Below are 24,286 nucleotides of genomic sequence, written 5' to 3' on the forward strand. Positions count from 1 at the left end.
TAGGGGACCAACCTCAAGAAAGGCTCAACGTTTGGTGACAGTTTCGTACGATTTGACGGGAGCCGAGAAGCGCGCGGCCGCGACGGCGCCGCCCTCGGGCGCGTTTGCCATGCGAAGCTCGCCGCCGTGCCGCTCGGCGAGAAGGGCACAGACGTAGAGGCCGAGTCCCAGGTGGGAGCCATCCGTCGGGGCGCCGTCCCGCGCGGCGTCGCGACGCGCCTCGCTCCAGAAGGGCTCGGCGGCGTGGGCGAGCGCGGCCTCGCTGAAGCCGGGCCCGTCGTCGGCGACCGTCAGCGTGAGCGTGCCGTCCGACCAGCTCGCCGAGAGGCGCACCGTCGCGCGGGCGTGGCGCGCGGCGTTTGCCACGAGGTTGTCGGCCACGCGCGCGAGCGCCGCCGCGTCGGCCTCGGCGCGCTCGGGCAGGCCCTCGGACGCGACCGCGAGCTCCACGCCGGCGGCGCGCGCCACCTCGCGCGCGTCCGCGGCCGCCTGCGCAAACCATGCGCGCAGATCCAGCGGCGCGGGGCTCACCGTGGTGGCGTCGAGCGTGTCGAGGTCGCGCATCGAGTCCGCGTAGGCGCTGAGGCGCTCCGCCTGGCGGGTGATGGCCGCGGCCGCCTCGCGCACGGCCCCGTCCGCGGCCAGCCGGCCGATCAGCTCGGCCTGGCCGCGCACCACGGTGAGCGGCGTGCGCAGGTCGTGCGCGAAGGCGGCGTTCACGCGCCGGCGGTTCTCGGCGGCGAGCCACAGCTCCCGCTCGGAGCGCTCGAGCTCGGCGCGCATGTCCTCGAAGCGCGCGCAGAGCCGGCCGAGCTCGTCGGCGCGCTGCGGCGGCACGCGGAAGTCCAGGTCGCTCGCCGCGATGCGCTCGGCCGCCTCGCCCATGGCGTTGATCGGGCCGGCCAGGCGCCGCCGGTAGAAGAGCCGCCCGGCTACGGCGAGGCACGCCACAAAGACGACGGGCACCGACGCGATGGCCAGGTTGGCGATGGTCCGGTAGGGCTCGGGGTCACCGGGATGGGGGAGGTAGTAGCCCACGTTCGAGACCACGGGCCGCGCGCCGTCCGCGTTGGGCGGCAGCGACGCGGCGAGCTCGGCGGCCGCCTCGGCGCCCGGGCGCTCGGAGGCGGCGGCCGCGTCGTAGGCGGGGATCTCGGCGAGGCTCAGGGTTCGCGCGCCGTCCTCGCTGATTGCCCAGGTGAGGTCGGTGACGGCCGCGTCGCGCACGTCGGCCGGCGGGTCGGCCAGCGAGACGGGCGCGGCGTCCGGGCGCGCGGCCGACTCCACGTAGAGCACCACGGGCTCGCCGTCCCTCTCGCTGGCCTGTCCGTCGGGTGCGACGGCGGCGTCGACGGCCGACGTTTCGTACCACGAGAGCGCCTCGGCGGGCACGAGCTGGCCCGCGTCCGCGTCGAGCACGTAGGTCCCGGAGTGGGCGAGGAGGTCGTCGGGCAGCGTCGCGTTGGCGAGAAGCCCCAGAAGGCCGGTGGTGACGAACGAGAGCACGAGCGCCGCGAGCAGAGCCACGGCAGCGTAGAGCGCGAAGGCGGTCCGAATCGAGCAGTTGGCCATGCGCGCTCTGAGCCGGCGCGCGGCCGCGGTCAGGCGCGCCACGCGTACCCCACGCCCCACGCCGTGGAGATCGGGTCCGTCTCGCAGCCCGCGGCCTCGAGCGCGCGGCGGATGCGGCGCACGTGCTCGGTCACGACCGTCGAGTCGCCCGGCTCGCCCCAGACGCGCTCGTAGATCGTGTCGCGGCTGAGGACCTGGCCCGGGCGGCGTGCGAGCAGCGCCACGATGTCGAAGTCCTTGCGGGCGAGCTCGCAGGCCCTCTCGTTCACGCGCAGCTCGCGGGCCGCGAAGTCCACCGCGATGCCGCCGCCAAAGCGCACGGTGGCACGGTCGAGACGGCGCTGGTCGCGCGCGAGCTGGGCGCGCACGCGGGCCCCGAGGACGTCCAGCGAGAAGGGCTTGGTCACGTAGTCGTCACCGCCCGCGGCAAAGCCGGCGATGGCGTCGGCGTCCTCCACGCGGGCGGTGAGGAAGATGATCGGGCAGCTCACAGCCTCGCGGATCTGGCGGCAGACGGTGAAGCCGTCGGTGTCGGGGAGGTTCACGTCGAGCAGGATGACGTCGGGCGCGCGACGAGCGGCCGTCACGGCCTGGGCGGCGCTGGCGGCCGTGAGCGTGCGGTAGCCCTCGAGGCGGAAGTACGCGTCGAGCATGCCGGCGATGTCCGGCTCGTCATCGACGATGAGCACGAGCGGCGCGTCCTCGGCCATGGCCCTCCCTTCGCTGCCGCGAGGTTCCAGCATAGCGGGTGACTCTCAAGAAAGTCTCAACTCGGCGGGCGGCGTGCGGGGCCGTGGCGCGTGCGGATACGTGCGCCCACGGCTGTTGCGTACACCCACGGCGGTTACGTACACCCACGGCGGTTGCGTACACCCTTCAGGGTTTGATGGAAGGGACCGCAGGCCCGCGACCTGCGGTTCTTCTCGCCCGCCAGGCGATATGAGAATCGAAAGTGTGTACGTAACCGCCGCGGGTGTACGTATCCACCCGCCGGACTAGCCCGCCAGCAGGTCGAGCAGGGCGCTGCCGACGTATCCGACGAAGGCGCCCATGGCCAGGCCGAGCAGGATGAGGCCGGCGGTTCTGACCACGCGCATCCAGGCGGGGATGAGGCGCCCGCGCCGCCCGCGCTCGGTCTCGCGGTCCACGGGCTTGCCGCGCAGGAAGCTGAGGATCTCGTGGTAGGTGACGAGGTCGTGGTCGCGCTTGATGCGATCGGCTCGGCACGAGGCGGCCAGCGCGATGCCCCACAGCACGAGCGCGAGTACGGCGGTGGGGGCGGTCTGGGCGAGCGGCCAGTCCCAGACCACGAGCTGGAGGGCCAGCCAGGCGAGCGCCGCCACCATCAGGGCGAGAAACCCGGTCATGGTGAGGCTCATGTGCCGCATGGTGCGGACGTCGGCGTCAACGGTCTTGGTCATGGTCTCAACGTCTCCTTCGATCAGGGAGTCCACGGTCACGCCGAAGATCCTGGCGAGAAGGACCAGGCTCTGGAGGTCGGGATAGGTCCTCGCGTTCTCCCAGGAGCTGATCGTCTGGCGGCTCACGTACACGCGCGCCGCGAGGTCGTCCTGCGACAGCCCGAAGCGGCCGCGCAGCTCGCGGATGTGGCGCCCGACCTCCATGTCGTCCCCCTCTCCCGTCTTGCGGCGTGACCCTTGCGTCGACCATGCCTCGCCGGGCGGCATCGTACCATCAAAAGGCCCCGACGATGCCTCATCGGGGCTGTCAAGAGATCTTTACAGGGCGTCTGAGCTGGGCGAGAAGGGCCTCAGCTTGCTGGGTTCGCGGGGGCCGCCGGAGCCGCCGGTACAGCCGAAGCTGTGGGCGCCGCCGGTGCGGCGGGGGCCGCCGGAGCCGCTGGCGCGCTCACATCGATCGTGCCCAGCTCGTGAATCTGCTCGACGAGCGGCAGGTCCGTGGGGTCGTCCACGGTCACGCCACCGAGCACGACGGTGTCGTCGCGCAGGTCGATGGTGGTCGTGAACACGCTCGAGTCAAAGCCGGCGAGCGCCCAGCCCAGGGCCAGCAGCACGGCGCCCAGGGCGACGAATCCGCCGCTCACGGCGAGGAAGCCGCGCCTGCGGGAGGTAGACGCTGCGGGGGCGACGGCCTCGCCGGCCTCGCCGTCCTTCTCGCCGCGGTCCTTCCTGAACGGCGAGAGCGCCTTTCTCGCCCACAGCGCCGAGAGGCGCACGACCTGCTTGGACACCGCCCACGCGCCCGCGCCCACGAGCAGCCCCACGCCGAGCAGCGCAAACGCCGAGCCGCACGAGGCCACCACGAACGCCGGGTGTCCGATCACCGCTCCGTCGTAGGCCAGCACGAAGAGAACCGGCGCCATGCCCACGAGCGCCGCCGCCACGATCCACACGCACAGCGCGAGCACCCAGATGCAGACGTAGACCGTGAAGGCCACGGCGGCGAAGGCGAGCAGCAACACGATCCAGAGCGGCGAGCCCACGATCGCGAGCGTCCACAGCAGGGCGTTGCTGCGCCGGCGCGTCTTGACGATGGCGCGCGGCACGACGGGCAGCTCGTCCAGGATGGCCTCGGCCACCTGGCCGGGCGTGCCGAGGTCGGCCACGGCCGCCTCCTCGCTCATGCCGTCCTCGATGCGGTCGTCGATGGCCTCGGCGTAGAACGCGCGCGACTCGGCCACCTGGTCGGCCGGCAGGCAGCTCAGAAGCCTACCGAGCCGGTCCAGAAACTCCTGCTTGGTCATGACTGCGCCCCCTCGACGTAGCGATAGATCTCCTGCACGGCCGGCCACTCGGCCAGGAACTCCCCGATGCGCGCGCGGCCGGCGTCGGTGATGCGGTAGTAGCGCCTGAGCCGACCGTTGTGCTCCGCCGAGCGCGCGGTGATGCAGCCGGCCCGCTCGAGCCGCTTGAGCAGCGGATAGAGCGTGGACTCGGTGAGTCCCAGCGACGCCGGCACGTCCTTGACGATGCGGTAGCCGTAGGACTCCTCCCCGCTCACGGCAGCGAGCACGCACGCCTCGAGGAAGCCGCGCTTGAGCTGCGCCTCCATGTGCATGCCTCCTTTCGCGTGATACCTTGCGATGCATACTATATGACGCAAGGTATTACGCGTCAACTATGGCTTTGCGCGTGCTGAGAAGGACGGCGCGAGGTCAGACGGGGACCGCGAGACGGGCCACGGCGCCGTGGTCGTTGGAGAGCTCGAGCGCGCCGCCGTGCGTGCGGGCGGCCTCGGCGGCGGCGAACAGGCCGATGCCGTAGTGCGGCCGGCCGTCGCGTGCGGCGCGGGAGGCGTCGTCGGTGAAGAGGCGCTCCCGCCCGTGCTCGAGCGCGGCGGGCGAGAAGCCCGGGCCGTCGTCGCGCACGGTGATCACGAGCCGCCCGCCCTCGAGCGAGCAGCTGAGAAGGACGCGGCCGCGCGCGTGCTCGACCGCGTTGGCCACGAGGTTGCCCGCGGCCCTCGCGAGCTCGTCGGCGTCGAGCGGGGCCTCGGGCGCGGAGGCGACCTCGGTCGCGACCTCCGCCGTCAGCTCGACGTCGGCGGCGCGGGCCACGGCCTCGGCCTCGCGGGCCACGCGCGCGCAGAGCGCCGCCGGCGAGACAGGCCGCGCCTCGTGGGGCTTCTCGCCGCGCGAGGTCTGGATGAGGAGGTGGACGTAGCCGTCCAGGCGCTCGGTGGCAGCGGCGATGTCGGCGGCCGCACCCGCAAGCTCGGAGCGCGCGTCCGCGTCCGGCGAGCCCGGCCCGGCGAGCCCCTCGGCCACGAAGTCGGCGTTGGCGCGCACCACGGTGAGCGGCGTCTTGAGGTCGTGCGCGAGCGACACCACCTGCTCGCGCTGGGCGCGCTCGGCGGCCCAGCGGGCCTCGAGCGACGCGGCGAGCTCGGCGCGCATGGCGTCCATGGCGTCGAGCACGTCGTTGACCTCGCGCACGTTGGTGCGCCCCACGGCAAAGTCGAGCTCCTGGCGGCCCACGCGCGCGGCTGCCTGCGCGAGCGGGGCCATCTTGCGCGCGATGACGCGGCTGGCCCGCCGGGCGAGCAGCGCGAGCGCCAGGGCGCTGAGCAGCGCGCCGGTCGCCAGCATGAGGTTCTGCGGGTTGGGCAGCGCGTCCCGCCAGGCGCGGTCGGCCCACTGGGGGAGGTACTCGCTCACCAGCACGCACGCGCCGCCGTCGGCCAGCGAGAAGGACGCGTAGGTCGCGCCGCCCGCGCCCTCGATCGTGACCTCGTCGGCTCCGGTGGTGCGCGCAGCGAGCGTGGCCTTGGCGGCCGCCTCGGCGCGGTCGCGCTGCGCGCCGGGCGCCAGGTCGGACTCGAGCACGGCGCCGTACGCGTCCGTGCGCAGGTAGCGATAGGCGGTCGGGACGTCCGCGGCGTCGAGGGGGCTCTCGGCGGCGAGCGCGGCGGCCACCTCGCGCGCGTGGGCCGGGCCCCAGCTGGCCTCGTACACCTGGCCGGTGTTGATGGCGGCGGAGAGCAGCACGAACGCCGCCAGCCACGCGACGACGACCGCGGCGAAGGCATAGGCGAAGTAGCGCGCGATCACGAGCGAGAGGGGCAGGCCGCGGCGGCGGGCGCTCACGTCGGCCCGCGCGTCGCGCCCGTCCTTCTCGGCACACCGTCCTAGAGCTGCCACTTGTACCCCATTCCCCAGACGGTCGCGATGGGGTCGGTCCCGGCCGCGGCCAGCTTGCGGCGCGCGCGGCTGACGTGCATCGATATGGTCGAGTCGTCGGCGTCGCTGTCCCAGCCGAGCACGGCCTCGCGGATCTGCGCGCGGCTGAAGACCTGGCCTGGCCGGCGCGCGAGCAGCTCGCAGATCTGGTACTCGGTGGGGGTGAGCGGGACCGCGGCCCCGCCGGCCTCGACCTCGCGGCCCGTGAGGTTCACGCGCACCGCGCCGAAGTCGAGGGCGTGCGCGTGCTCGCGGCGCTCGCGGCGGAGGTGCGCCGCCACCTTGGCGCGCAGCTCGGCGGCGCCGAAGGGCTTGCGGACGTAGTCGTCGGCGCCGAGGCCGTAGCCGGTGACGGCGTCCTCCTCGGCCACGCGCGCGGTGAGGAAGACGATGGGGCCGTCAAAGCGCGGACGGATGCGGCGCACCAGCTCAAAGCCGTCGAGGTCCGGCATCATCACGTCGCAGAGCACGAGGTCGAAGCGGGAGAGGTCGGCGTCGAGCGCCGCGCGCGGGTCGGCGAGGCAGCGGACGTCGTGGCCGCCCGCGCGCAGCACGCGCGCGAGGGCGTCGAGGATGGGCTGCTCGTCGTCTATGGCCAGGATGTGCGCCACTTTGCCTCCGTGCCGTCGGTCCGTCGTACCCGGCCATGATACGCGCGGTTTCTAACGAAGTCCTAACGGGTGATGGGCCATCCTCGCTTCCTGCTGGGAGCAAATAGCGGAAGCGAACTAGATTTCACTTCCGCAATCTTGAAATAACGGAAGTGAATCATAGTTCACTTCCGTTATTCTCTAGACAAAGGAAGCGAGCAACGTTGAAACGAGGTGGATGCCGTGTGGCCTCGTGTGACCTATGAGGAGGTGCCGTGGCACCTCGACCCCGATGAGCGCCAGCTCATTCCCAAGAGCGCCCGGCGCAAGATCGCGTCGACCTATCAGGCGGCGGTTCCCGCGTGTATCTCGTCGGCTTCGTTGAGCGTGCCCGAGGCATTGTCTGCGCGTGTCTCGGAGCTTCTGGTGGGCCTCGCGCGCTTTGACGAGGAGCAGGCGGCGCGCGGCTACGACCTCCCTGCGCTTCTGCTGCGTAGCGAGTCCGCCGCCAGCTCGCAGATAGAGCGCCTCACGTCGAGCGTGCGCAACGTCGCGCTTGCCGAGCTTACCGACGACGCCCCGGCGAACGCGCGCATCGCACAGGGCAACGTCGCCGCCATGCGCACGGCGCTCTCCTTGCCGCCCGAGGTGTCCAAGCAGCGGATTTGTGCCGTGCATGAGGCATTGATTGCTCCCACGGGAGAGACGTTTGGCGGACAGATACGAGACGAGCAGGTCTGGGTGGGCGGAACGCCCTACAGCCCTCACGGGGCGCTGTTCGTACCGCCCGTTCCGCAGCGCATCGACGCGTGCCTCGACGATCTTGTGATCTTTGCCCAGCGAGACGATGTGAACGCTATCGCAAAGGCAGCGATTGTCCACGCGCAGTTCGAGACCATTCACCCGTTCATCGACGGCAACGGTCGCACGGGACGGGTCCTTCTGCATCGCGTCCTGTGCCAGGAGGGCGTCCTCAGGCGAAGCACGCTTCCCGTCTCGGCTGGGCTGCTCCATGACGTGGATGCGTATATGGCGGCGATACGGGCGTATCAGCAGGGCGACCCGCTGCCAATCGTCCAGAGCTTGGTGGGAGCGCTTGAGCTCGCCTTGGTCATCGGACAGCGGGTCGCAACTGCCATTGACGGGGTGATGGAGGGGTGGCGCGCGTCCATCACGGAGCGCACCGGCTCCGCAATCTGGCGATTGCCCCAGCTCCTGGCGGAGCGACCCGTGGTCACGGCCTCCCTCGTGGCAGAGCGGCTGGACATCACCCCGCGCGCCGCGACGAACCTTGTCAAGCGAGCCTGCGAGTACGGCATGCTGCGCCCCCTGGGCTCGCGGCGGCGGGGTGACTTCTATCAGAGCGACGAGCTGCTGGATCTGCTCGAGGAGATCTCGAGCATGCCGGGGATCAGGCGGGTGCTCGCGAGTCGACCGTGAGCGCCGTGCGGGCGGGCTCGGGGACGTCGGCGGCGTCGACCGAGCGGTAGTGCACCCCGGAGCCGCCGCGGGCCTCGATCTCAAGCCATTCCGTGCCGTCCGACTCGCGGCCAAAGTAGATGAGCTGCAGCTCGCGGGTGGCGCCGTCGGCGTCGGCCGCCTCCACGACGTAGACGTAGTTGGTCCCGGCGCCGGTGGCGTCGGCGTAGGACTCCGCGTGGGTGCCGGGCTCGGGCGCGCACGCCCACATCGTGACCTCGGGATAGGGGAGCACGCGGTCCGCGAGCGAGCGCAGCGCCGGCCCCCACCCGGCGCCGAGCAGCGCGCATCCGCCCAGCGTCGCGCAGACGGCGAGAAGCACGATCGCAGCCGCGCGGCCGACTCGTCTCCTAGGCATCGTCCCTCCCGTCCTCGAAGCGGCCGAACCACAGCGCGAGCGCCACGAGCGCCGCGACCGAGAGCACCGCCGCGGCGGCGACGAGCGGTCCCGCGGCCGCGGCCACGCGCGCCGTCTCGACGGCGCCCCGCCCTGCCGCGATGGTCGACTCAACGCCGAGCGAGCCGAGCCGCGCCGCCCACGACGTGGGCACCCAGCCCAACAGACCCGCCGGCGCGGCACCGGTGAGCTGGCCGGTCATGAGGCCGTGCGCCAGCCCTCCCACCGAGAAGAACGCGAGCAGCGTGCCCGCCGCGCCCGCGCCCACGGCGGCGTTGCGGCCCAGTCGCAGCGCCAGCGCGAGCATGAGCGCGTAGAGCGGGACGCTTCCCATGAGCGCGCCCGCCCAGGCGAGCGCGAGCGGCGCGGGCCCCAGCGCCAGCCGTCCGACGGCGGCCATCGCGGCGCCATAGACGCCGAGTGCCACGCCCAGCGCGAGCCCGCCCATCGCCACGAGCGCGGCCAGCTTGGCGAGAACCGCGCGCCCGCGCGACGGCACCGCCGTGAGGTTGGCCAGCCGGCCCGCCGCGCGCTCCTCGTCAACGGCCAGGCCGCAGGCGACGCCCACCATGAGCGGCATCAGCGCGCCGAGGCACTGCGCCACCGCGTCGGCCCCGAGCGCGGGGTCCCACGCGGCCACGGAGAAGTACGCGCCGCAGGCCGCGCCGCCCGCCAGGGCGCAGGCCAGGTGCGCCGCGGCCAGCGGCGACCGGGCGAGCCGCGCGAGCTCGGAGCGCAGGGTGCGCGGGAGGGTCATGCGGGGCGCGACGGCGGCGGCGACCGCGGCCGCCCCGGTCCCGGCGTCCGCCCCGGCCTTCACGATTCTTCTCGCCACGGCGATCACCTCTCCTCCGAGCGCGCGAACCACGCGGCCGTCAGCGCCGTGAGGGCCACGAACGCGGCCGCGCACACGGCGAGCCCGGCCCAGGTGAGCGCCCTGCCCGCCGCCAGCGCGCCGCCGAGGGCCGCGTCGGCCGCGAGCGGCTCGCCGCTCGGCAGCACGGGGATGAACGAGGTCGGGATCACCATCGAGGCCGACGGCGGGAACAGCTGCGGCAGCGGCACCACCGACCACGCGAAGCCGCCCACGAGCTGCGCCGCCAGCGGGCAGAAGATGCCCGCGAGCAGCCCGGCGCGCACCGTGAGAAAGAGCCCCGCCGGGATCATCCACGCCGCGCAGACGGTGTTGGCGAGCGCGCAGGAGAGCATCGTGAGCGTGCCGGCGGCGGTGACGCCCTGCGTCGTGAACGCCGAGCCGACCAGATAGATGGCAAAGACGACCAGGTTGGCCAGCGCCAGCAGCGCGAGGCACCAGAGCGCCTTGGCCCACCACGCCCGCGCGAGCGACGCGCCCAGGCCGCGCACGGCCCGCATCCTCGTGCGCGCGTCGGCCTGCGCCACGCAGCCCGTGACCAGCGCCAGCGCCACGGGCAGAAACAGCGCGTACCAGTAGTTCCATGCCGAGAAGGACTGCGCGCCGCGGTACGGCATCGCGCCGAGCAGCGGCATCGGCAGCGCCATCAGCACGGCGACGCGCACCGGTGCGGCGTGGCGCGACTTGAGCGCCTCGGCGGCCACGGCGGCCGCGAGCGCGCCCCGGCCGCGCGCCCTTCTCGCCTCGCTTGCCGCGCTCATGCCGCCACCCCCTCTGCGCGCCCGGCCCGGCAGACGTCCATGAAGAGCCGCTCGAGGTCCTGGTCGGCCCGCAGGTCGTCCTCGTAGGCCAGCCGCCCCGCGCAGATGATGCCCACGCGGTCGGCCATGAGCCGCACCTCCGAGAGGATGTGGCTGGAGACGAGCACCGTGGTGCCGCCGGCGGCCAGCGCGCGGATCTGCCCGCGCAGCTCCTCGATGCCGAGCGGGTCGAGGCCGTTGGTGGGCTCGTCGAGCACGAGCAGCCGCGGGCGGGCGAGCAGCGCCAGCGCCAGGCCCAGCCGCTGCCGCATGCCCATCGAGAAGCGGCCGGCGCGCTTGCGGCCGGTGTCGGCGAGGCCCACGGCGGCGAGCACCTCGTCGATGCGGCGCTCGGGCAGGCCGAGCAGCGTGGCGCGGACGCGCAGGTTCTCGCGGGCGGTGAGGTTGGGGTAGAGCGGCGGCTCCTCGATGAGGCTGCCGATGGCATAGAGGTCGTCGCGGCGCCAGGGGTGGCCGTCGAAGACGATCTGGCCGGAGGTGGGCCGCAACATGCCGCAGAGCATCTTGAGGGTGGTCGACTTGCCGGCGCCGTTGGGGCCGAGAAGCCCGTAGACCCGGCCGGCGGGCACGCGGAGGCTCACGTCGGCGACGGCGGTCTGGGCGGCGCCGCCGCGGCCGAAGCGCTTGGTGAGCCCGCTCGTCTGGAGCAGGTAGTCCATGGTGCGTCCTTTCTCGTGCGGTGCGCGCGTTCGCGCGCGGGACGCATCCCATGGTGGGGCGGGGTGCTAACGAAGCCGTAACGGTCGTGGGGCGGGCGCGTCGGCGGCCTGGCGTGTCTGCCCACATCCGGCAGTTTGACGTTTGTGGGCAGGTGCCGGGGCGCCCGAAGGTGTGCCGTGCGAGTCAGCCTTCACGTTCTGGGCGGTTTTTGAGAGGCCATCCGAGTAGCGAGGCACGTGCCATCAAAGAATCCGCAGGTAGAGACGTTGGTCCTCAAGCGGCTACTTTTGCACCCTCCAAAAAACCGCCCAACTTGTGAAGCACCCCCTTGCCTTGACGAATAAGAACATATGTTCTATACTTTGAATGTGGGAGAGATAGTAATGTTTGACGTTATTAACGCGAGGTATTACTATGATCCTGTCGTTCGCTGACGAGGACACAAGGCGGCTGGCCCAGGGGCACCGGGTGCCCCGCTTTCGCTCCTTCGAGCGCGTCGCCCTGAGAAAGCTCCGACAGCTCGAGATCGCGGGCGCGTTGCAGGACCTGCGCGTGCCTCCCGGCAACAGGCTTGAGGCGCTCAAGGGGGACCGGCAGGGCCAGTACAGCATCCGCGTCAACGACCAGTATCGGATCTGCTTCAGCTGGACGGAGGGCGGTGCGGAACATGTCGAAATCGTTGACTACCACAGGTAACGGCGCCTCCGCCGAGCTGCTCGACCCGGTCACGCCGGGAGAGCTTCTCAAGGAGGAGTTCCTCGAGCCCCTGGGCATCTCCCAGTATCGTCTCGCCAAGGAGACGGGCATTCCCGCCCAGCGCATCGGGCAGATCGTGCTCGGGCGCAGGTCGGTGACAGCTGATACAGACCTGCGCCTCTGCCGCTTCTTTGGGTTGAGCGACGGGTACTGGCTTCGCGCGCAGGCCGCCTACGACACCGAGATGGCGCGCCGTCGGCTCGAGCCCGAGCTGCGCAAGATCAGGCCGTGGAGCAAGATCGCCGCGGCCCTGTGACTGAGCCGGCCTCTTGCCAGCTCCGCGGTTGACGCGTGCCGGCAAAGGTCAACCAGCGCTCCGTTGTGTCCACTGTCGCGCGACCTCATACTGAGGTCAGCAGCCGGCTGCTCCTGCCTCGCGCATGTGCGCACACGAAGGGAGCCATCATGGGTGGACACATCAACATCGGTAGCGTCATCGCCGAGCGTCGCCGCGCGGCGGGCGTCACGCAGGACGCCCTCGCGCAACACCTCGGCGTGACAAAGGCCGCGGTCAGCAAGTGGGAGCTCGGGCAGAGCGTGCCCGACGTGACGCTGCTGCCGCGCATCGCCGCGTACTTCTCGCTGAGCCTGGACGAGCTCTTTGGCTATCGGGCCGAGCTGCCCGAGTCCGAGGCGGCGGCCCTCTACGCCGAGCTCGCCGCGGAGGGCGAGAGGGACCGGGCGGCCGCGCACGACCGCCTCATGCGGGTGGCACGCGAGCACTACGCAGACGCGCGGCTTCTCGTCATGCTGGCCTCGCTGCTGACCGTCTGGGCAGGCGACTCGCTCGCGCCGGTGGGGGACGACGCCCCGATACCGGCCGACGCGCCCGCGCCGGGCGAGCCGCGTGCCGAGGCCCTCGAGCTTCTCGACCGCGCGCTCCAGATCACGAGCGACCCGGCGCTCGTCTTTGCCGCACGGCAGGCCAAGGCCACGGCGCTCTTCCAGGCCGGCGAGGTCGAGGCGGCGGCCGAGCTGCTGGAGCCGCTGGTCAAGCGGCAGGACGCCGCGGCGGTGACGATGCTTCTGGCGTCGTGCTACCGCCGGCTCGGCCGCGAGGACGAGGCGTGGGAGCTGCTGCAGCTGCATCGTCTGCAGGCGGCGACGTTTCTGCTCTCGGCGCTGCTGCAGGAGGTCGGGACGACGGGCGACGCGGCGTACGTGCGGGCGGCGGGTGCGGCGGCGCGCGGGGTCTTCGGGGCGCTCGGCATGGCGGCCGTCATCCCGAGCTACCCGCCCACGCTCTCCTTTGAGCTCGCCGAGTCCTTCCTGCGCCTGGGCGAGAAGGACGCGGCGCTCGATGAGCTGGGCCGCGCTGTGGACGAGCTGACAGGCCTGACGTCGGTCGCGCCCGACGCGGCCGCCTCGCCGCTCTTCGACCGGCTGGCGGACCGCCTTGACCCGGAGCGGGTCGGGGAGGCGTGGGCCGCGCACAAGGAGGGACGGGCTGAGCGGCTGCTGGGGCTGCTGCGCCTCGGCGCGGCCGAGCGCGTGACGGGCCCCTCGTGGGCCGAGTTCGTCGACGATGTCCGCTACCAGGACATCTGTCGCCGCGTTCGCGAGCTGGGGTAGCGCCTCGACGTCGCGGGGCGCGCGTCCGCGGCGTCCCCCCAACCGTTCGCGGCACTCATTGACACGGCCGACGCGGGTACTAGAATCCGCTGCATGTTTGGTTGCGCGTCGGTCGCGGACCGGCGCGCCGCGTCACGGAGGCGGTCATGGAGACGCTCATGGGAGCCGTCATCGGCGGGCTCATCATCCTGCTCGGTGCGTATATGCTGGTGACGGGGGACGTGCGGCTGCTGCACTCTTACCATTACGCCACCACGCCCGAGGCCGAGCGGCCGCGCCTCGCGCGCGAGACGGGCGGCTGCCTGGTCGTGGCCGGGGCGAGCACGGCGTTGATCATCCAGGCGGCGCTGCCCGACTGGGCGACCATCGCGGGCGTGGTGCTGCTGGTGGCGAGCGTCGCGGGCATGCTCGTGGCCATCGTCCGTCACAACGGCGGGCTCATCACCGGGGCGCCGGGTCTGGGCATCGCCGGGTTCGGGCCGCGCGGGACGATGGTCGTGTGCGTCGTCGTGGGCGCGCTGCTCTCGCTCATCGGCTTCGTGCCGGGCGTGTACATGCTGGTCACGGGCGACGTGAGCATGCTCCATGGCTATCACTACGTCAACGTGGCGGCTTCGGACATCCCCGCGCTCGCGATGGGCGTGGGCCTCGCAGCGGTGGGCTTGGGCGTCTCGCTGCTGCTCGGGGCGGCGGCAATCGGCGGCTCGGCTGCGCTGAGCCCGGCGCCGCGCTGGTCAAGGGTGCTGACGGCCGTGGCTGGCGTGCTGCTCCTGGCGAGCCTCGTGGCCATGCTGCTGGTCATCATGCGCTACAACGGCTCGCTCATGGGCGAGTGACGGCTGGGCCCGCCCCTGGAGGGGCCGCTCTCCCTACCGAGGGGGCGACTTTCATTTTGTCTGCAGTTCAACGCCGGTCTCTCAAGTACAGACAAAATGGGCAGCGTCGATACCAGCGGTTTAATCCATAAAACTTTTGTCTGTACTTTGGGATCCCGGTTTGAACTACAGACAAAATTGAGGAGGGCTCCGGATGGGCGACAGATAGGGCCCGGACGGGCCGCAACGGGCTCCGGACGGGCCGCGGGAGGGCTCGTAGGCCCCCGCGCGGCGCCGCCCTCCCTATAGCTCGCGCCGCTCGTACAGTCGCAGCGACACCGCGGCGCTCACGGCCAGCACCACCGCCGATGCTGCCAGCAGCGCCGCGCAGGCCGCCACCGTGCCGGCCGGTGTCCCCACGAAGTCGAGCAGCGCGCCCAGCGACTCGAGGCCCGGCACCACGCCGTCGAGCAGCCCGTTGTTGCCGAGGAACACCACCGGCATCACGAAGACCAGCACGATGAGCGTGGGCAGGAGCTGCGTTGCCTTGGTCTGGCCCAGCCGGAAGTAGATCGGCGTCACCACGGCCGCGCACGTCGAGCCGATGAGCACGCAGAACGCCGTGGCCACGAACATCGCCGTCACGAGCCCCGCGTCGAGCGAGAGCGCCTCCGAGAGCCCGTCTGGCAGCTCCACGAGCGAGGCCGCCGTCGAGAGCACGAACGCCGTTGCCAGCCCGCAGAGCATGCCGCCGAGCCCCAGCGTCGCGATGGCGGCGTAGCGGCCGAGCACCACGTCGCGACGCGACAGCGGCATCGTCAGACGGTAGAGCGCCCAGTTGCTCTGCTCGTCGTAGGCCGCCGCGCCCATGGCGCCCATCATGAAGTACATGCACGAGAGGATCGCCGGCGCGGCCACCACGGTCCGCATCCCCGTGCCCACGAGCAGGGAGACGAGAAGCCCCATAGCCAGCAGCTGGGCGCCGTAGTCACGAAAGACCGCGAGCTCGATCAGATAGGCGCGCTTCATCAGCGGACACCGCCTTTCAGGGTGAGGGTGAGGTAGTCGTCGATGGTCATGCGGTCGCACGGCACGTCGGGGAAGCACCGCGCAAACTCGAAGCGGTCCGGGACCAGCACGTCGATGCCGTAGTCGTGGCGCAGGTAGCGCAGTTCGGCCTCGGGCACCAGGCCCGCTGCGGCCACGCGCTCGAAGTCGGCCACGCGGCAGCGTGCGACGCCCATCTCGTCGGTGATGACGTCGCGGGGCAGGTCAAAGGCGATGCGTCCGTCGTCGATGCAGACCACGCGGTCCGCCACGCGCTCGAGGTCGCTCGTGATGTGGCTGCTCATGAGCACGGCGTGCCCCGGCTCGGCCACGAAGGCGCGCAGCCGGTCGAGCGCCTCGTCGCGCGCCATCGGGTCGAGCCCGGCCGTGGCCTCGTCGAGCACGAGCAGCCGCGCGTCGTGCGACAGCGCGCAGGCCAGGGAGAGCTTCATGCCCATGCCGCGCGAGAGGTCCTTCACGCACTTCTCGCCCGGCAGCTCGAGCTCCGAGCAGAGCTGCCGGAAGCGGCGGCTGTCCCAGGTGGCGAAGGCGCGCGCGTGGATGCGACCTACGTCGCGCACGCGCAGGTGCCCGGGCAGCGACACGGTGTCAAAGACCACGCCCACGTGCTCCTTCGTCGCGGCGCCCTCGGGGCGCGCGAGCGTCTCGCTGGGCGTGCCGAGCAGGCGGGCCTGCCCGCCGTCGGTACGGATCAGGCCGAGCAGCGCCTTGATGGTGGTGGACTTGCCGGCCCCGTTCTTGCCGACAAAGCCCACGATCTCGCCCTCGTCCACGCAGAGGTCCACGCCCCTGAGCGAGAAGCCCTCGTAGTGCTTGGTGAGCCCGCGGGCCCAGGCGAGCGCGGTGGCCGGGGCGTCCGGGTCGGATGTGCTGGTCATGGCAAAGCGTCCTTTCAGCGGGCGCCCGGCGCGCGGCCGGGCGCTACTCCAGCTCCAGCGCGAACATCTCGGTGAGCTCGGTGTCCGTGAGCCCCATCGCGCGCCCGGCCTCGACCGCGCGCGCCATGTGACCCTCCACCTGGCGGAGCTGCTCCTCGCGGATGAGCTCGGCGTTGCCGCCCGCGACGAAGCTGCCCTTGCCCTGCACCGTCTCGATCAGGCCCGCGTCCTCCAGGTCCGCGTAGGCGCGCTTGGTGGTGATCGCGCTCACGCGCAGGCTGTTGGCGAGGGCGCGGATCGAGGGGAGCTGCTCGCCCTCGGCGAGCTCGCCCGAGACGATCGCGGCCCTGATCTGGTCGCAGATCTGCTCGTAGATGGGCTTGCCGCTCGAGTTGGAGATGATGATGTCCACGTCTTCCCTTCCTGCTCCCCGCCGGGGCGTCCCCCGACGGGCGACCGGGCGCGGGACGTCTCCCGCCGCCGGCCCGGACAGTGTGCATGTCCGATAAATACAGTATATACACACCTATACACAGTGCAAGCGAGAAGCGCGACTTTTTGAGCCGGCGCGGCGGCGCACCGGCTCCCGGTGGGCGGCCTAGCCCCTCTCGCCGCCCGCGGCCTCGCGACGGTACGCGCCGGGCGTCACGCCATAGGCGCGCAGGAACATGCGGTTGAAGTAGCTCTGCTGCGAGAACCCGCACGCATGGGCGACGGCGGCCAGCGAGTCGTCGGTCTCGCGCAGGCGCGCCGCGGCAACCTCGAGACGATAGTCGATGAGGTAGGCCACCGGCGAGCGTCCAGTGTAGCGGCCAAACAGCCGCGAGCAGGTGCTCTTGCTCACGCTGCCCGCCGCGGCGATGTCCTCGAGCCGCAGGTCCTCGGCAAAGCGCTCCTGCACGTGGGCCATCATGCGCCGGAGCGTCTCAAGGCTGGCGTCCACGGGCTCGGGTGCCGCGTCGCGCTCGGCCAGCGCGCAGCTGAGCTGGCGGAAGATCTGGAAGCAGCGCGCCATGACCTCCAGCTCAAAGGCGTGCGGGCGCTCGCGCAGCATGAGCTCGACGTCGGCCACGTGGGCGCGGATGCGCTCGGCGCGCTCGTGGGAGGCGCGCAGCAGGACGTGCGCGAACGCGGGATCGTCCAGCACGGGGCGCACGTGCGTCTCAAAGATGCGCGGGCTCTGCGCGAGGATCGACGTGTCGATGACGAGGGTCACGCAGTCGCCCTCCGCGTCCCCGGCGCCCATGAGGTGGTGGACCTGCTGGCGGTTGACAAAGCAGACGTCGCCCTTGGACAGGAGGAACGTCTTCCGGTTGGTCTGGCAGCGCAGCCGCCCCCGCGTGACGCAGACCAGCTCGACGGCGTCGTGCCAGTGCGCGAGCTCGCCGCCCGCGGGCATGTGCGCGGCATCGGTGCGTTCCAGGATGACGGGCAGGTCATCGGGGGTGTGGGCAAGGGCGTTCACGGGACCTCCGTAGGGGCGGGTGCCGCACGTGGTGGCGCGCGACGTATCTGGGCTTTTCACTATGCGCAGTATTGAGAAGATAATGCAATCAGATGAGCAGGAAGTACTATATCAAATCGCATTACAAGCATATCGTACTAATCAGCAAAGGCAACCCCAGAAAGAAGGGACACACCATGGAAGCCAAGATGAACGCGTTCCTGTCCGACCTCGTCGTGGAGTACCACAAGCTCCAGAGCCTGCACTGGTACGTGCGCGGCCCGCAGTTCTTCCAGGCGCACGCGCAGCTCGAGGTCTACTATGACGAGGTGCGCGACATGGTCGACGACGTGGCCGAGGCCATGCTGATGGAGGGCCTGCACCCGGTCTCGCGCATGGGTCAGTTCCTCGAGCTGTCCGGCATCGAGGAGGCGCCGGGCGACTTCGTCGACGTCCCCGCCGCCGTGGAGCTGGTGCTCGCGGACTTCAGCCGGCTGCTCGCGTCGGCAAAGGAGCTCAAGCGCGCGGCCGAAGAGGCCGGCAGCGACCTCGTCGCCGCCAAGGCAGACGGCTACATCGAGGGGCTCGCGAAGGCGGTCTGGATGCTCGGTCAGAGCCGCTGACCAGGGCGCTCGACGCTCAGCCGAGCTGACGAGAAGGACCCGCGGCCGGGGGAGTGCCGCGGGTCCTCTTTCGTCGTGTCACGTGCCGCGCTGGCCGCCGCGCGCTACTTCACCGTGAGCACCGGCACGTCCACCGAGCGCAGCACGCCAAAGCTCACGCTGCCGAGCATGCCGCGCAGCGCGCCGAGGCCGCGCCGACCCATGACCACGAGGTCAATGTCGTGGCTCTCAACGAAGTTGGCGATGCCCTCAACCGGCGAGCCCGCGATCACGGCGTCGGCGACCACGTCGCACCGCTCCTCCTGGCGCGTGGCGTCGATGACGGCGCTCGCCTCGGCGCTGGCACGCTGCACCGCCACCTCCATGATGTGCTCGTAGCTCGAGGAGCTGCCCACCGCGAGCGGCGCGGTGAAGCCGTCACCGAGCAGCGTGGGGTCGGGCAGCGTCGCGGAGGGGATGACGGTCACCACGTACACCGTGGCGTCGGCGTCGGCGCCGGCCAGGTCGAGCGCGCAGCGCACGGCGCTTCTCGCGTGCTCGGACTCGTCGTAGGGGACCAGGATCTTCTTGAACGGCATGACGACCTCCCTCTGACGGACGCTCCCTACTGGCGTTATACCCCGCGGCCGCGGACGTGGCGCGCGCGTCGGCGAGCGCGGGCGAGAAGCCCGTGGGCGCGCGGGCCGCCCCCCGTTAGGCCCCGCAGAGGGCCTGACGGACGAGGTCGGTGTAGGCGCTCATGCCCGTGGGGGTGAGGTGGATGCCGTCGTCGGTGAGGTACTCGGGGTGACCCGCGCTCGCGCCGTTCCAGTCGATGATGCCCACGTTGGGGTGGTTGGCGGCATAGGTGCGCAGGATCTGGTTGTTGGGGTCCTGGAGCGGCAGCGGGCAGCGAATGGTCACGAAGTACACCGGCCGGTCGCCCGCCGCGTCGATGAGCGGCTGCACGATGGACTCGTCGCGGATGACGCCGTTGGTGCCCAGCGCGTAGATGACGACGTCGGGGTCGAAGCCGTCCGCGACGTCGGCGGCGTAGACGTCCTGGCCCACGTAGAACTGACGGCTGACCTTGCCGTCCACGCGCGCGTTGGGCAGCAGGGCCTGCAGGGACGGCGCGGCGCCCGCCGTAACGGAGTCGCCGATGATGAGGGCCCGGGCGTCGCAGGTGCCCGCCGCGGCGTCGTAGGTCCACGACTGCCACGGCAGGTTCTCGGGGACCTTCTCGGCGATCGGCTTGGCGGCCTCGTCCGCGGCATCGCCGCCGCCCTCGTCCGCGGCCGCGTTGGCGCCGTCGTCCGCCGGGGCGCTCGGGTCGACGACCTCGGGCTGGTCGGCCGGCTCGGCCGGCGCGGGCGCGGCGAGCTCGGGCCGCAGCTCGACCGAGCGCTGCCACACCACGTCGTCCCAGTTCACGGGAGCCCAGGTGAGCATGACGACCGCGACGGCGCCCGCCGCCCCCAGCACGGCCGGCACCGCGGCGGCGGGGAGGACCCGCGCCGCGGCTCGGGACTCGCCGCGGGCGGAGAGGCGCCGCGCGAGGGCGGCGGACGGCGCCTCGACGAGGCGGTAGAACAGCTCGGACGCGAGCAGCACCACGACGAGCTGCGCCACGAGCTCCCACCAGGCGGGAGCGGTGGTCCTCGTCGCCGGGTTCATGAACGTGAGCAGCGGGTAGTGCACCAGGTACACCGAGAAGGACCGCGAGCCGAGCCAGCGCAGCGGGGCCGCGTCCAGACGGCGCGCGAGCGCGCACCCCGGGAGCTGCACGCAGACGAGGAGCACGGCGACCACAAGCGCGACCGCGAGGTAGCCGCCCCGGTACATGACGGCGCTCTGGCCGTCCGCGACCACGAGGCAGATGAGGAGCGCGACGAGGCAGCAGCCCCCCGCGACGGTGCTCGCCGGTCCCACGAGCTTGGGGAGCGGGCCCTTCTCGCCACCGGCGCGACGCTGGAGCGGGGGCAGCGCGAGCGCCGCCAGGGCGCCCGCGAGCAGCTCCGCGGCGCGCGCGTCGGTGCCGTAGTAGACGCGCGCCGTGTCGCCGGCGGGGTCGAAGAGCAGGGCCATGACCGCGGCGGACAGCGCCATGCCCGCCACGGCGACGATCGCGGTCAGCGAGCGTGCCCGCGCGCCCCCGCGGCGCGCCACCACCATCAGCACGAGCGGCCAGATCAGGTAGAACTGCATGACGACGCCCAGGTACCACAGGTGCGTGAGCGGGGAGGGCAGGCCGGCGGCGTCGAAGTAGGAGACCTGGCGCAGGATGTAGGACCAGTTGGAGAGGAACAGCGTCGCGGGGAGCGCGTCCGCGCGCGCCTTCTCGAGCAGGCTCGGGGCCACGAGGTAGGCGCCGAGCGCCGTGAGCGCCACGACGATCAGCACCGCGGGCAGCAGGCGCACGACGCGGCCGAGCACGTAGCGGGCGTACGAGAAGCTCCCCTGGTCGAGCGCGCGCGTGACGGAGCGCGTGGCGAAGAAGCCGGTGAGCACGAAGAAGATCGTGACGCCGACGAACCCGCCGGTCAGCAGCGACGGTCGCGTGTGATAGAGCACCACGCCCGCGATGGCGAGCGCGCGCAGGGCGTCGATGGCCCCGTTGCGCTGGGTCTTGGGGACGCCGGCCCCCCGCGACGGCGCGCGGCGGACGGTTCTCGAGTGCGGACGCATGTGAGCTGCCGCGCGGTGCGTGGCGGCGGGGGAGGTTGGCATGATGGTCACCATCTCGGACGGCTCGTTTCGGTTGGCTCGGTCGCGGGCCCGTCTGCGGTCGCGGGCCCCGCCGTCTCGCATTCTCGCACAGACGGGCGTCGCGCGCGCTACGCGCCGACCTCGTGCACCGCGGCGTTGACCCACTGCGTCTGGCTCACGCCCGCGCCCGTGAACAGGCCGATGTCGATCTTGGTGTCACGATAGTCGCGCCCGTGCCCGATCACGATGTAGGTGTCGCCGGCGAGCCGGTCGTGCGTGGGGTCCAGCCCCACCCAGACGCCGCGCTCGTCGTAGACCTCCACCCAGGCGTGCGTGGCTCCCTCGCCGTCGAGCATCCCGGCGATGTAGCGCGCCGTGAGCCCCAGGCTCCGGCAGACGGCCAGCATGACGTGCGCGTAGTCCTGGCAGACGCCGCGCCCCTGGGCGAGCGCCTCCTCGGCGGTCGTGTCGACCGTGGTGCTCCCGGGCGCGTACGTGAACGCCGAGAAGACCGCGTGCATGACCTCCTCCGCGCGCGCGACCGCTCCCGCCCCCGGCCCGAGCGCCGCCACGCGCGCCCGGCACGCCTCCGTGAGCGCCGCGACCCCGGGCCCGGGCGCGGTCAGCGTGGTGGGGAAGCGGTAGAGGGGCTTCTCGGGGTCAGACTTGGCGTTGGCCGTGTCCACGAAGGCGATGCCGGTCACGGCGTACGAGAACGAGTCGTGCGGCTCGGGCAGGTAGCCGGTTGCCACCACCGAGCCGAACGAGTCCACCTGCATGTCGAGGTGGCACGACGGCCGCACGTCCAGCCGCACGTCCACCACCTGCTGGCGCGCCCGCGTGGCGGGAACGCAGCGCAGCTGGAAGCGGTGCTCGGTCACGGGACCGCTGAACGTCAGCATCATCTCGTAGTCAAACGACAGCTTCTTCACACGGGCCCCTGTTCCGACGCGCCGGCACGACCTGCGTCCCGCGCGCCGACGGGCGCGCGTCCGGACATCATACACCCGGGTTGGCCAGCATCTCGCACAGGCGGCCCTCCGCCTCGGCGTAGCCCCGCGCCGCGAGGTCGACCGAGAGCTGGCGCAGCCCCGCGGCGATGCAGTCGGGCAGCGGCGCGGCCGCGAGCGAGGTCGAGTAGCTCGCGAGCTTGCGCAGCGGCGCGTCCAGCAGGTCCGCGGGCAGCGAGAAGCGCGTGTAGAGGTCGATGCGCTCCACGTACTTGCTCAGGAGCAGCAGCGCCTTGAACGCGGGGTCGGCCGGTGAGTTCTCGATGCCGCCCCAGAAGGCGAGGAGGTCGTCGGTGATGTCGCGGCGGTCAAAGAGGTCGGCGGCCGAGCTGGCGCGCGCGGCGGCGTCGTCGATGTTGGCGGCGGCGAGCTCGAGGTACTGCAGGAGGCGCGTCCCCAGCTCGGGCCGCAGGACCGTGGCGTTGTTGAACGCGGCCGTCACGGAGCTTCTCACCGAGTTGGGTTCGTTCTCGTCGTAGAGCAGCCGGTAGACGAAGCCGTCGAGGTCGTCGAAGTCCTCGGGCAGGTCAAGCGCGCGGGCCAGCGGCCGGAAGGCGTCCGCTCCCGCGTCCATCATGCGGTCGTAGTACGGCGTGCTGAAGACGAGCGTGGTGTAGACGCGCTCGGTGTAGCGGCCCAGCCAGTAGAGGTTGTCGGCCTTGGAGGGCGTGACCAGGGAGAGCGCGTGGGGGCGCGGCGTCACGAGCGAGCCGGGCGTGGTGCCGGGCGCGGCGTCGCGCGCGGGGCCGCCGGCGGGCGCGAGCACCCAGGTGTCCTTGAAGCCGCCGCCCTGGGACGAGTTGACGATCATCTGTCCGGGCACGGACGAGTAGCGCGTGAGGCCCGAGTACCAGACGTGTGTGTGCTTGCCCGTGAGCACGAAGGCGCGCAGGTCGCACTTGCGCGGGCTCGTCTCGCCGGTCGTCGGGTCCACCACGTCGATGTCGCGGAAGTGGATGACCTCCTGCGCGATGAAGCGGCGCGGCTCGGCCTCGATGCGCGCGGCGAGCTCGGTGCGCCTCTCGGCGCTGAGCGACGACCCGAAGACCACGCCGTACCCGCCCGCCTCAGAGACGTCCTTGATGACGAGCTCGTCCAGGCGCGCCAGCACCTCTCGCCGGTCCTTCTCGAAGAACGGCAGGTAGGTGGGAGCGTTCTGCAGGATGGGCCCCTCGTGCAGGTAGTACTCGATCATCTTGGGCACGAAGTAGTAGATGCCCTTGTCGTCGGCCACGCCGTTGCCGGGGGCGTTGACGATGGCCACGTTGCCGGCTCGGTAGGCGGCGAGTATCCCGGGCACGCCGATCAGCGAGTCCGCCCTGAACGCGAACGGGTCGAGGAACTCGTCGGACAGGCGCCGGTAGACCACGCCCACGCGGTGGTGTCGCCCGGCGTAGTCGCGCAGGTAGACCTTGTTGCCCATGACCTCCAGGTCCTCGGGGAAGGCCAGCGTGGCCCCGGTCTTCTCGGCGAGGTAGGCGTGCTCGAAGAAGGCCGAGTTGAGTCGGCCCGGCGAGAGCACCACGGCCATGCCCTGCGTGGAGACGAAGTCCATGGTCTTGCGCAGCAGGCGCGGGTAGTCGCGGTTGTCGCGGATGTCGTGGTCACGGAAGAGGCGCGGGTCGGCGTGGCGCTCGATGTCGCGGACGAACAGCGGGTAGCTGGCGCCCGAGGGAATGCGCAGGTTGTCCTCGAGCACCCACCACCGGCCGTCCTCGCCCTGCACGAGGTCCTCGCCCGCGATGTGCGCGTAGATCCCCGCGGGCGGCGTGACGCCGTTGACCTGCGGGAGGTAGCCGGGCGAGCTGTAGACGAACTCCTCGGGCACCACGCCGTCGTGCACGATGCGCTTGTCGGAGTAGACGTCGCGCAGGAAGGCGTTGAGGGCGTTCACGCGCTGCCTGAGCCCGGCCTCCAGGCGGTCGAACCCCTCGGAGTCGATGACGCGCGGTATGGGGTCGTAGGGAAAGAGGCGGTCGTGGTACTCGCCGTCCTTGTAGATGCCGAAGCGCACGCCGTTGCGCGCGAGCTCGCGGTTGATGGCAGCCTGGCGCCCCACGAGGTTGGTGGCCAGGCGTTCAGCGGTGGTCTTGGTCATGCCGGCTCCCCTCCGGGGCAGACTGCCCCTCTTGCCAGCGTAGAGGCGCATTGTTGCGGGGAGCGCTCAGGTTGGTTGCGGGGCGGTTTTTCTCGCGCGGGCCGGGGGACGAGGGGTCCGGGAGGCTGCTGACGTGCAAGAAACGGCTCTTATTGCGGCGCCGGGCCCGCGCGTTGCGAGAAATGTCTTCTATTGCGAAGCCCTTTTGTCAGCTTCGCCGGAATTGATTCGATGAATTTTCTCTTTCCTGGGCGTTTGTGGAAACCTTTGAACTAAATTGT

The 24,286-nt window shown here is 71.5% G+C and carries 25 protein-coding genes; 6 read left to right on the forward strand and 19 right to left on the reverse strand.

What is annotated here, in order from left to right:
• Positions 1–24: 24 nt before the first annotated feature.
• The 7 genes from ACWTSU_RS00445 to ACWTSU_RS00475 form a co-directional block, all read right to left on the reverse strand.
• The gene (locus tag ACWTSU_RS00445; RefSeq protein ID WP_455137933.1) at positions 25–1,614 is read right to left on the reverse strand and encodes a HAMP domain-containing sensor histidine kinase; all 1,590 of its coding nucleotides are present in this window, start codon (positions 1,612–1,614) and stop codon (positions 25–27) included.
• Positions 1,602–2,282, reverse strand: a complete 681-nt coding sequence (locus tag ACWTSU_RS00450; protein ID WP_455137934.1) for a response regulator transcription factor — start codon at positions 2,280–2,282, stop codon at positions 1,602–1,604. Before ACWTSU_RS00450 ends, ACWTSU_RS00445 begins: the two co-directional genes overlap by 13 nt.
• Before the next feature lie 285 nt (positions 2,283–2,567).
• Positions 2,568–3,197 (reverse strand): helix-turn-helix transcriptional regulator, encoded by a 630-nt coding sequence (locus tag ACWTSU_RS00455; protein ID WP_455137935.1) that lies wholly within the window; start codon positions 3,195–3,197, stop codon positions 2,568–2,570.
• A gap of 146 nt (positions 3,198–3,343) precedes the next feature.
• Complete coding sequence (locus ACWTSU_RS00460; protein WP_455137936.1) at positions 3,344–4,297, reverse strand: DUF1700 domain-containing protein; 954 nt, start codon at positions 4,295–4,297, stop codon at positions 3,344–3,346.
• Positions 4,294–4,605, reverse strand: coding sequence for a PadR family transcriptional regulator (locus ACWTSU_RS00465; RefSeq protein WP_455137937.1), 312 nt, complete (start codon positions 4,603–4,605; stop codon positions 4,294–4,296). The genes ACWTSU_RS00460 and ACWTSU_RS00465 overlap by 4 nt, the downstream gene beginning before the upstream one ends.
• A gap of 103 nt (positions 4,606–4,708) precedes the next feature.
• Positions 4,709–6,193 (reverse strand): sensor histidine kinase, encoded by a 1,485-nt coding sequence (locus ACWTSU_RS00470; RefSeq protein WP_455137938.1) that lies wholly within the window; start codon positions 6,191–6,193, stop codon positions 4,709–4,711.
• Complete coding sequence (locus tag ACWTSU_RS00475) at positions 6,181–6,843, reverse strand: response regulator transcription factor (RefSeq protein WP_455137939.1); 663 nt, start codon at positions 6,841–6,843, stop codon at positions 6,181–6,183. The genes ACWTSU_RS00470 and ACWTSU_RS00475 overlap by 13 nt, the downstream gene beginning before the upstream one ends.
• Positions 6,844–7,077: 234 nt before the next feature.
• Between ACWTSU_RS00475 and ACWTSU_RS00480 the strand changes: the two genes are divergently transcribed.
• Positions 7,078–8,262: a Fic family protein gene (locus ACWTSU_RS00480; RefSeq protein ID WP_455137940.1), complete on the forward strand. Its 1,185-nt coding sequence runs from the start codon at positions 7,078–7,080 to the stop codon at positions 8,260–8,262.
• Here the strand turns inward: ACWTSU_RS00480 and ACWTSU_RS00485 are convergent.
• Genes ACWTSU_RS00485 through ACWTSU_RS00500 form a run of 4 tightly spaced genes read right to left on the reverse strand, consistent with a single transcriptional unit; the run spans position 8,234 to position 11,052 of the window.
• Positions 8,234–8,659, reverse strand: coding sequence for a hypothetical protein (locus ACWTSU_RS00485; RefSeq protein ID WP_455137941.1), 426 nt, complete (start codon positions 8,657–8,659; stop codon positions 8,234–8,236). The genes ACWTSU_RS00480 and ACWTSU_RS00485 overlap by 29 nt on opposite strands.
• A complete protein-coding gene (locus ACWTSU_RS00490; RefSeq protein WP_455137659.1) occupies positions 8,652–9,533 on the reverse strand; it encodes a lantibiotic ABC transporter permease in 882 nt (293 codons plus the stop codon). Before ACWTSU_RS00490 ends, ACWTSU_RS00485 begins: the two co-directional genes overlap by 8 nt.
• 5 nt (positions 9,534–9,538) lie before the next feature.
• Complete coding sequence (locus tag ACWTSU_RS00495; RefSeq protein WP_455137942.1) at positions 9,539–10,333, reverse strand: hypothetical protein; 795 nt, start codon at positions 10,331–10,333, stop codon at positions 9,539–9,541.
• Complete coding sequence (locus tag ACWTSU_RS00500; protein WP_455137943.1) at positions 10,330–11,052, reverse strand: lantibiotic protection ABC transporter ATP-binding protein; 723 nt, start codon at positions 11,050–11,052, stop codon at positions 10,330–10,332. The genes ACWTSU_RS00495 and ACWTSU_RS00500 overlap by 4 nt, the downstream gene beginning before the upstream one ends.
• Positions 11,053–11,467: 415 nt before the next feature.
• Between ACWTSU_RS00500 and ACWTSU_RS00505 the strand changes: the two genes are divergently transcribed.
• The 4 genes from ACWTSU_RS00505 (at position 11,468) to ACWTSU_RS00520 (ending at position 14,217) form a co-directional block, all read left to right on the forward strand.
• The gene (locus ACWTSU_RS00505; RefSeq protein WP_455137944.1) at positions 11,468–11,749 is read left to right on the forward strand and encodes a type II toxin-antitoxin system RelE/ParE family toxin; all 282 of its coding nucleotides are present in this window, start codon (positions 11,468–11,470) and stop codon (positions 11,747–11,749) included.
• Positions 11,721–12,065 carry a HigA family addiction module antitoxin gene (locus tag ACWTSU_RS00510; protein WP_455137945.1) on the forward strand — a complete coding sequence of 115 codons (345 nt, stop codon included), beginning with the start codon at positions 11,721–11,723 and terminating at the stop codon, positions 12,063–12,065. The genes ACWTSU_RS00505 and ACWTSU_RS00510 overlap by 29 nt, the downstream gene beginning before the upstream one ends.
• A 149-nt stretch (positions 12,066–12,214) precedes the next feature.
• Positions 12,215–13,381 (forward strand): helix-turn-helix domain-containing protein, encoded by a 1,167-nt coding sequence (locus tag ACWTSU_RS00515; protein ID WP_455137946.1) that lies wholly within the window; start codon positions 12,215–12,217, stop codon positions 13,379–13,381.
• 146 nt (positions 13,382–13,527) lie between these two features.
• On the forward strand, positions 13,528–14,217 hold the full coding sequence (locus tag ACWTSU_RS00520; protein WP_455137947.1) for a hypothetical protein: 690 nt from the start codon (positions 13,528–13,530) through the stop codon (positions 14,215–14,217).
• A gap of 282 nt (positions 14,218–14,499) precedes the next feature.
• Here ACWTSU_RS00520 and ACWTSU_RS00525 read toward each other — a convergent pair whose 3' ends face one another.
• From ACWTSU_RS00525 to ACWTSU_RS00540, 4 genes are all read right to left on the reverse strand, one after another.
• Complete coding sequence (locus tag ACWTSU_RS00525; protein ID WP_455137948.1) at positions 14,500–15,225, reverse strand: ABC-2 transporter permease; 726 nt, start codon at positions 15,223–15,225, stop codon at positions 14,500–14,502.
• Positions 15,225–16,142 carry an ABC transporter ATP-binding protein gene (locus ACWTSU_RS00530; RefSeq protein ID WP_455137949.1) on the reverse strand — a complete coding sequence of 306 codons (918 nt, stop codon included), beginning with the start codon at positions 16,140–16,142 and terminating at the stop codon, positions 15,225–15,227. The genes ACWTSU_RS00525 and ACWTSU_RS00530 overlap by 1 nt, the downstream gene beginning before the upstream one ends.
• Positions 16,143–16,185: 43 nt before the next feature.
• Positions 16,186–16,554: a GntR family transcriptional regulator gene (locus ACWTSU_RS00535; RefSeq protein ID WP_455137950.1), complete on the reverse strand. Its 369-nt coding sequence runs from the start codon at positions 16,552–16,554 to the stop codon at positions 16,186–16,188.
• Positions 16,555–16,740: 186 nt separating this feature from the next.
• A complete protein-coding gene (locus tag ACWTSU_RS00540) occupies positions 16,741–17,607 on the reverse strand; it encodes an AraC family transcriptional regulator (protein ID WP_455137951.1) in 867 nt (288 codons plus the stop codon).
• A gap of 176 nt (positions 17,608–17,783) precedes the next feature.
• Between ACWTSU_RS00540 and ACWTSU_RS00545 the strand changes: the two genes are divergently transcribed.
• On the forward strand, positions 17,784–18,209 hold the full coding sequence (locus ACWTSU_RS00545; protein ID WP_455137952.1) for a Dps family protein: 426 nt from the start codon (positions 17,784–17,786) through the stop codon (positions 18,207–18,209).
• Positions 18,210–18,313: 104 nt separating this feature from the next.
• Here ACWTSU_RS00545 and ACWTSU_RS00550 read toward each other — a convergent pair whose 3' ends face one another.
• The 4 genes from ACWTSU_RS00550 to ACWTSU_RS00565 form a co-directional block, all read right to left on the reverse strand.
• A complete protein-coding gene (locus ACWTSU_RS00550) occupies positions 18,314–18,787 on the reverse strand; it encodes a universal stress protein (RefSeq protein ID WP_455137953.1) in 474 nt (157 codons plus the stop codon).
• Between the two features lie 115 nt (positions 18,788–18,902).
• Positions 18,903–20,918 carry an acyltransferase family protein gene (locus tag ACWTSU_RS00555; RefSeq protein ID WP_455137954.1) on the reverse strand — a complete coding sequence of 672 codons (2,016 nt, stop codon included), beginning with the start codon at positions 20,916–20,918 and terminating at the stop codon, positions 18,903–18,905.
• Positions 20,919–21,025: 107 nt separating this feature from the next.
• Entirely contained in the window at positions 21,026–21,829 is an 804-nt protein-coding gene (locus ACWTSU_RS00560; RefSeq protein ID WP_455137955.1) for a transglutaminase family protein, read from the reverse strand.
• 67 nt (positions 21,830–21,896) lie between these two features.
• A complete protein-coding gene (locus ACWTSU_RS00565; RefSeq protein WP_455137956.1) occupies positions 21,897–24,005 on the reverse strand; it encodes a circularly permuted type 2 ATP-grasp protein in 2,109 nt (702 codons plus the stop codon).
• Positions 24,006–24,286 lie beyond the last annotated feature (281 nt).

Source organism: Thermophilibacter sp., from assembly GCF_966187215.1.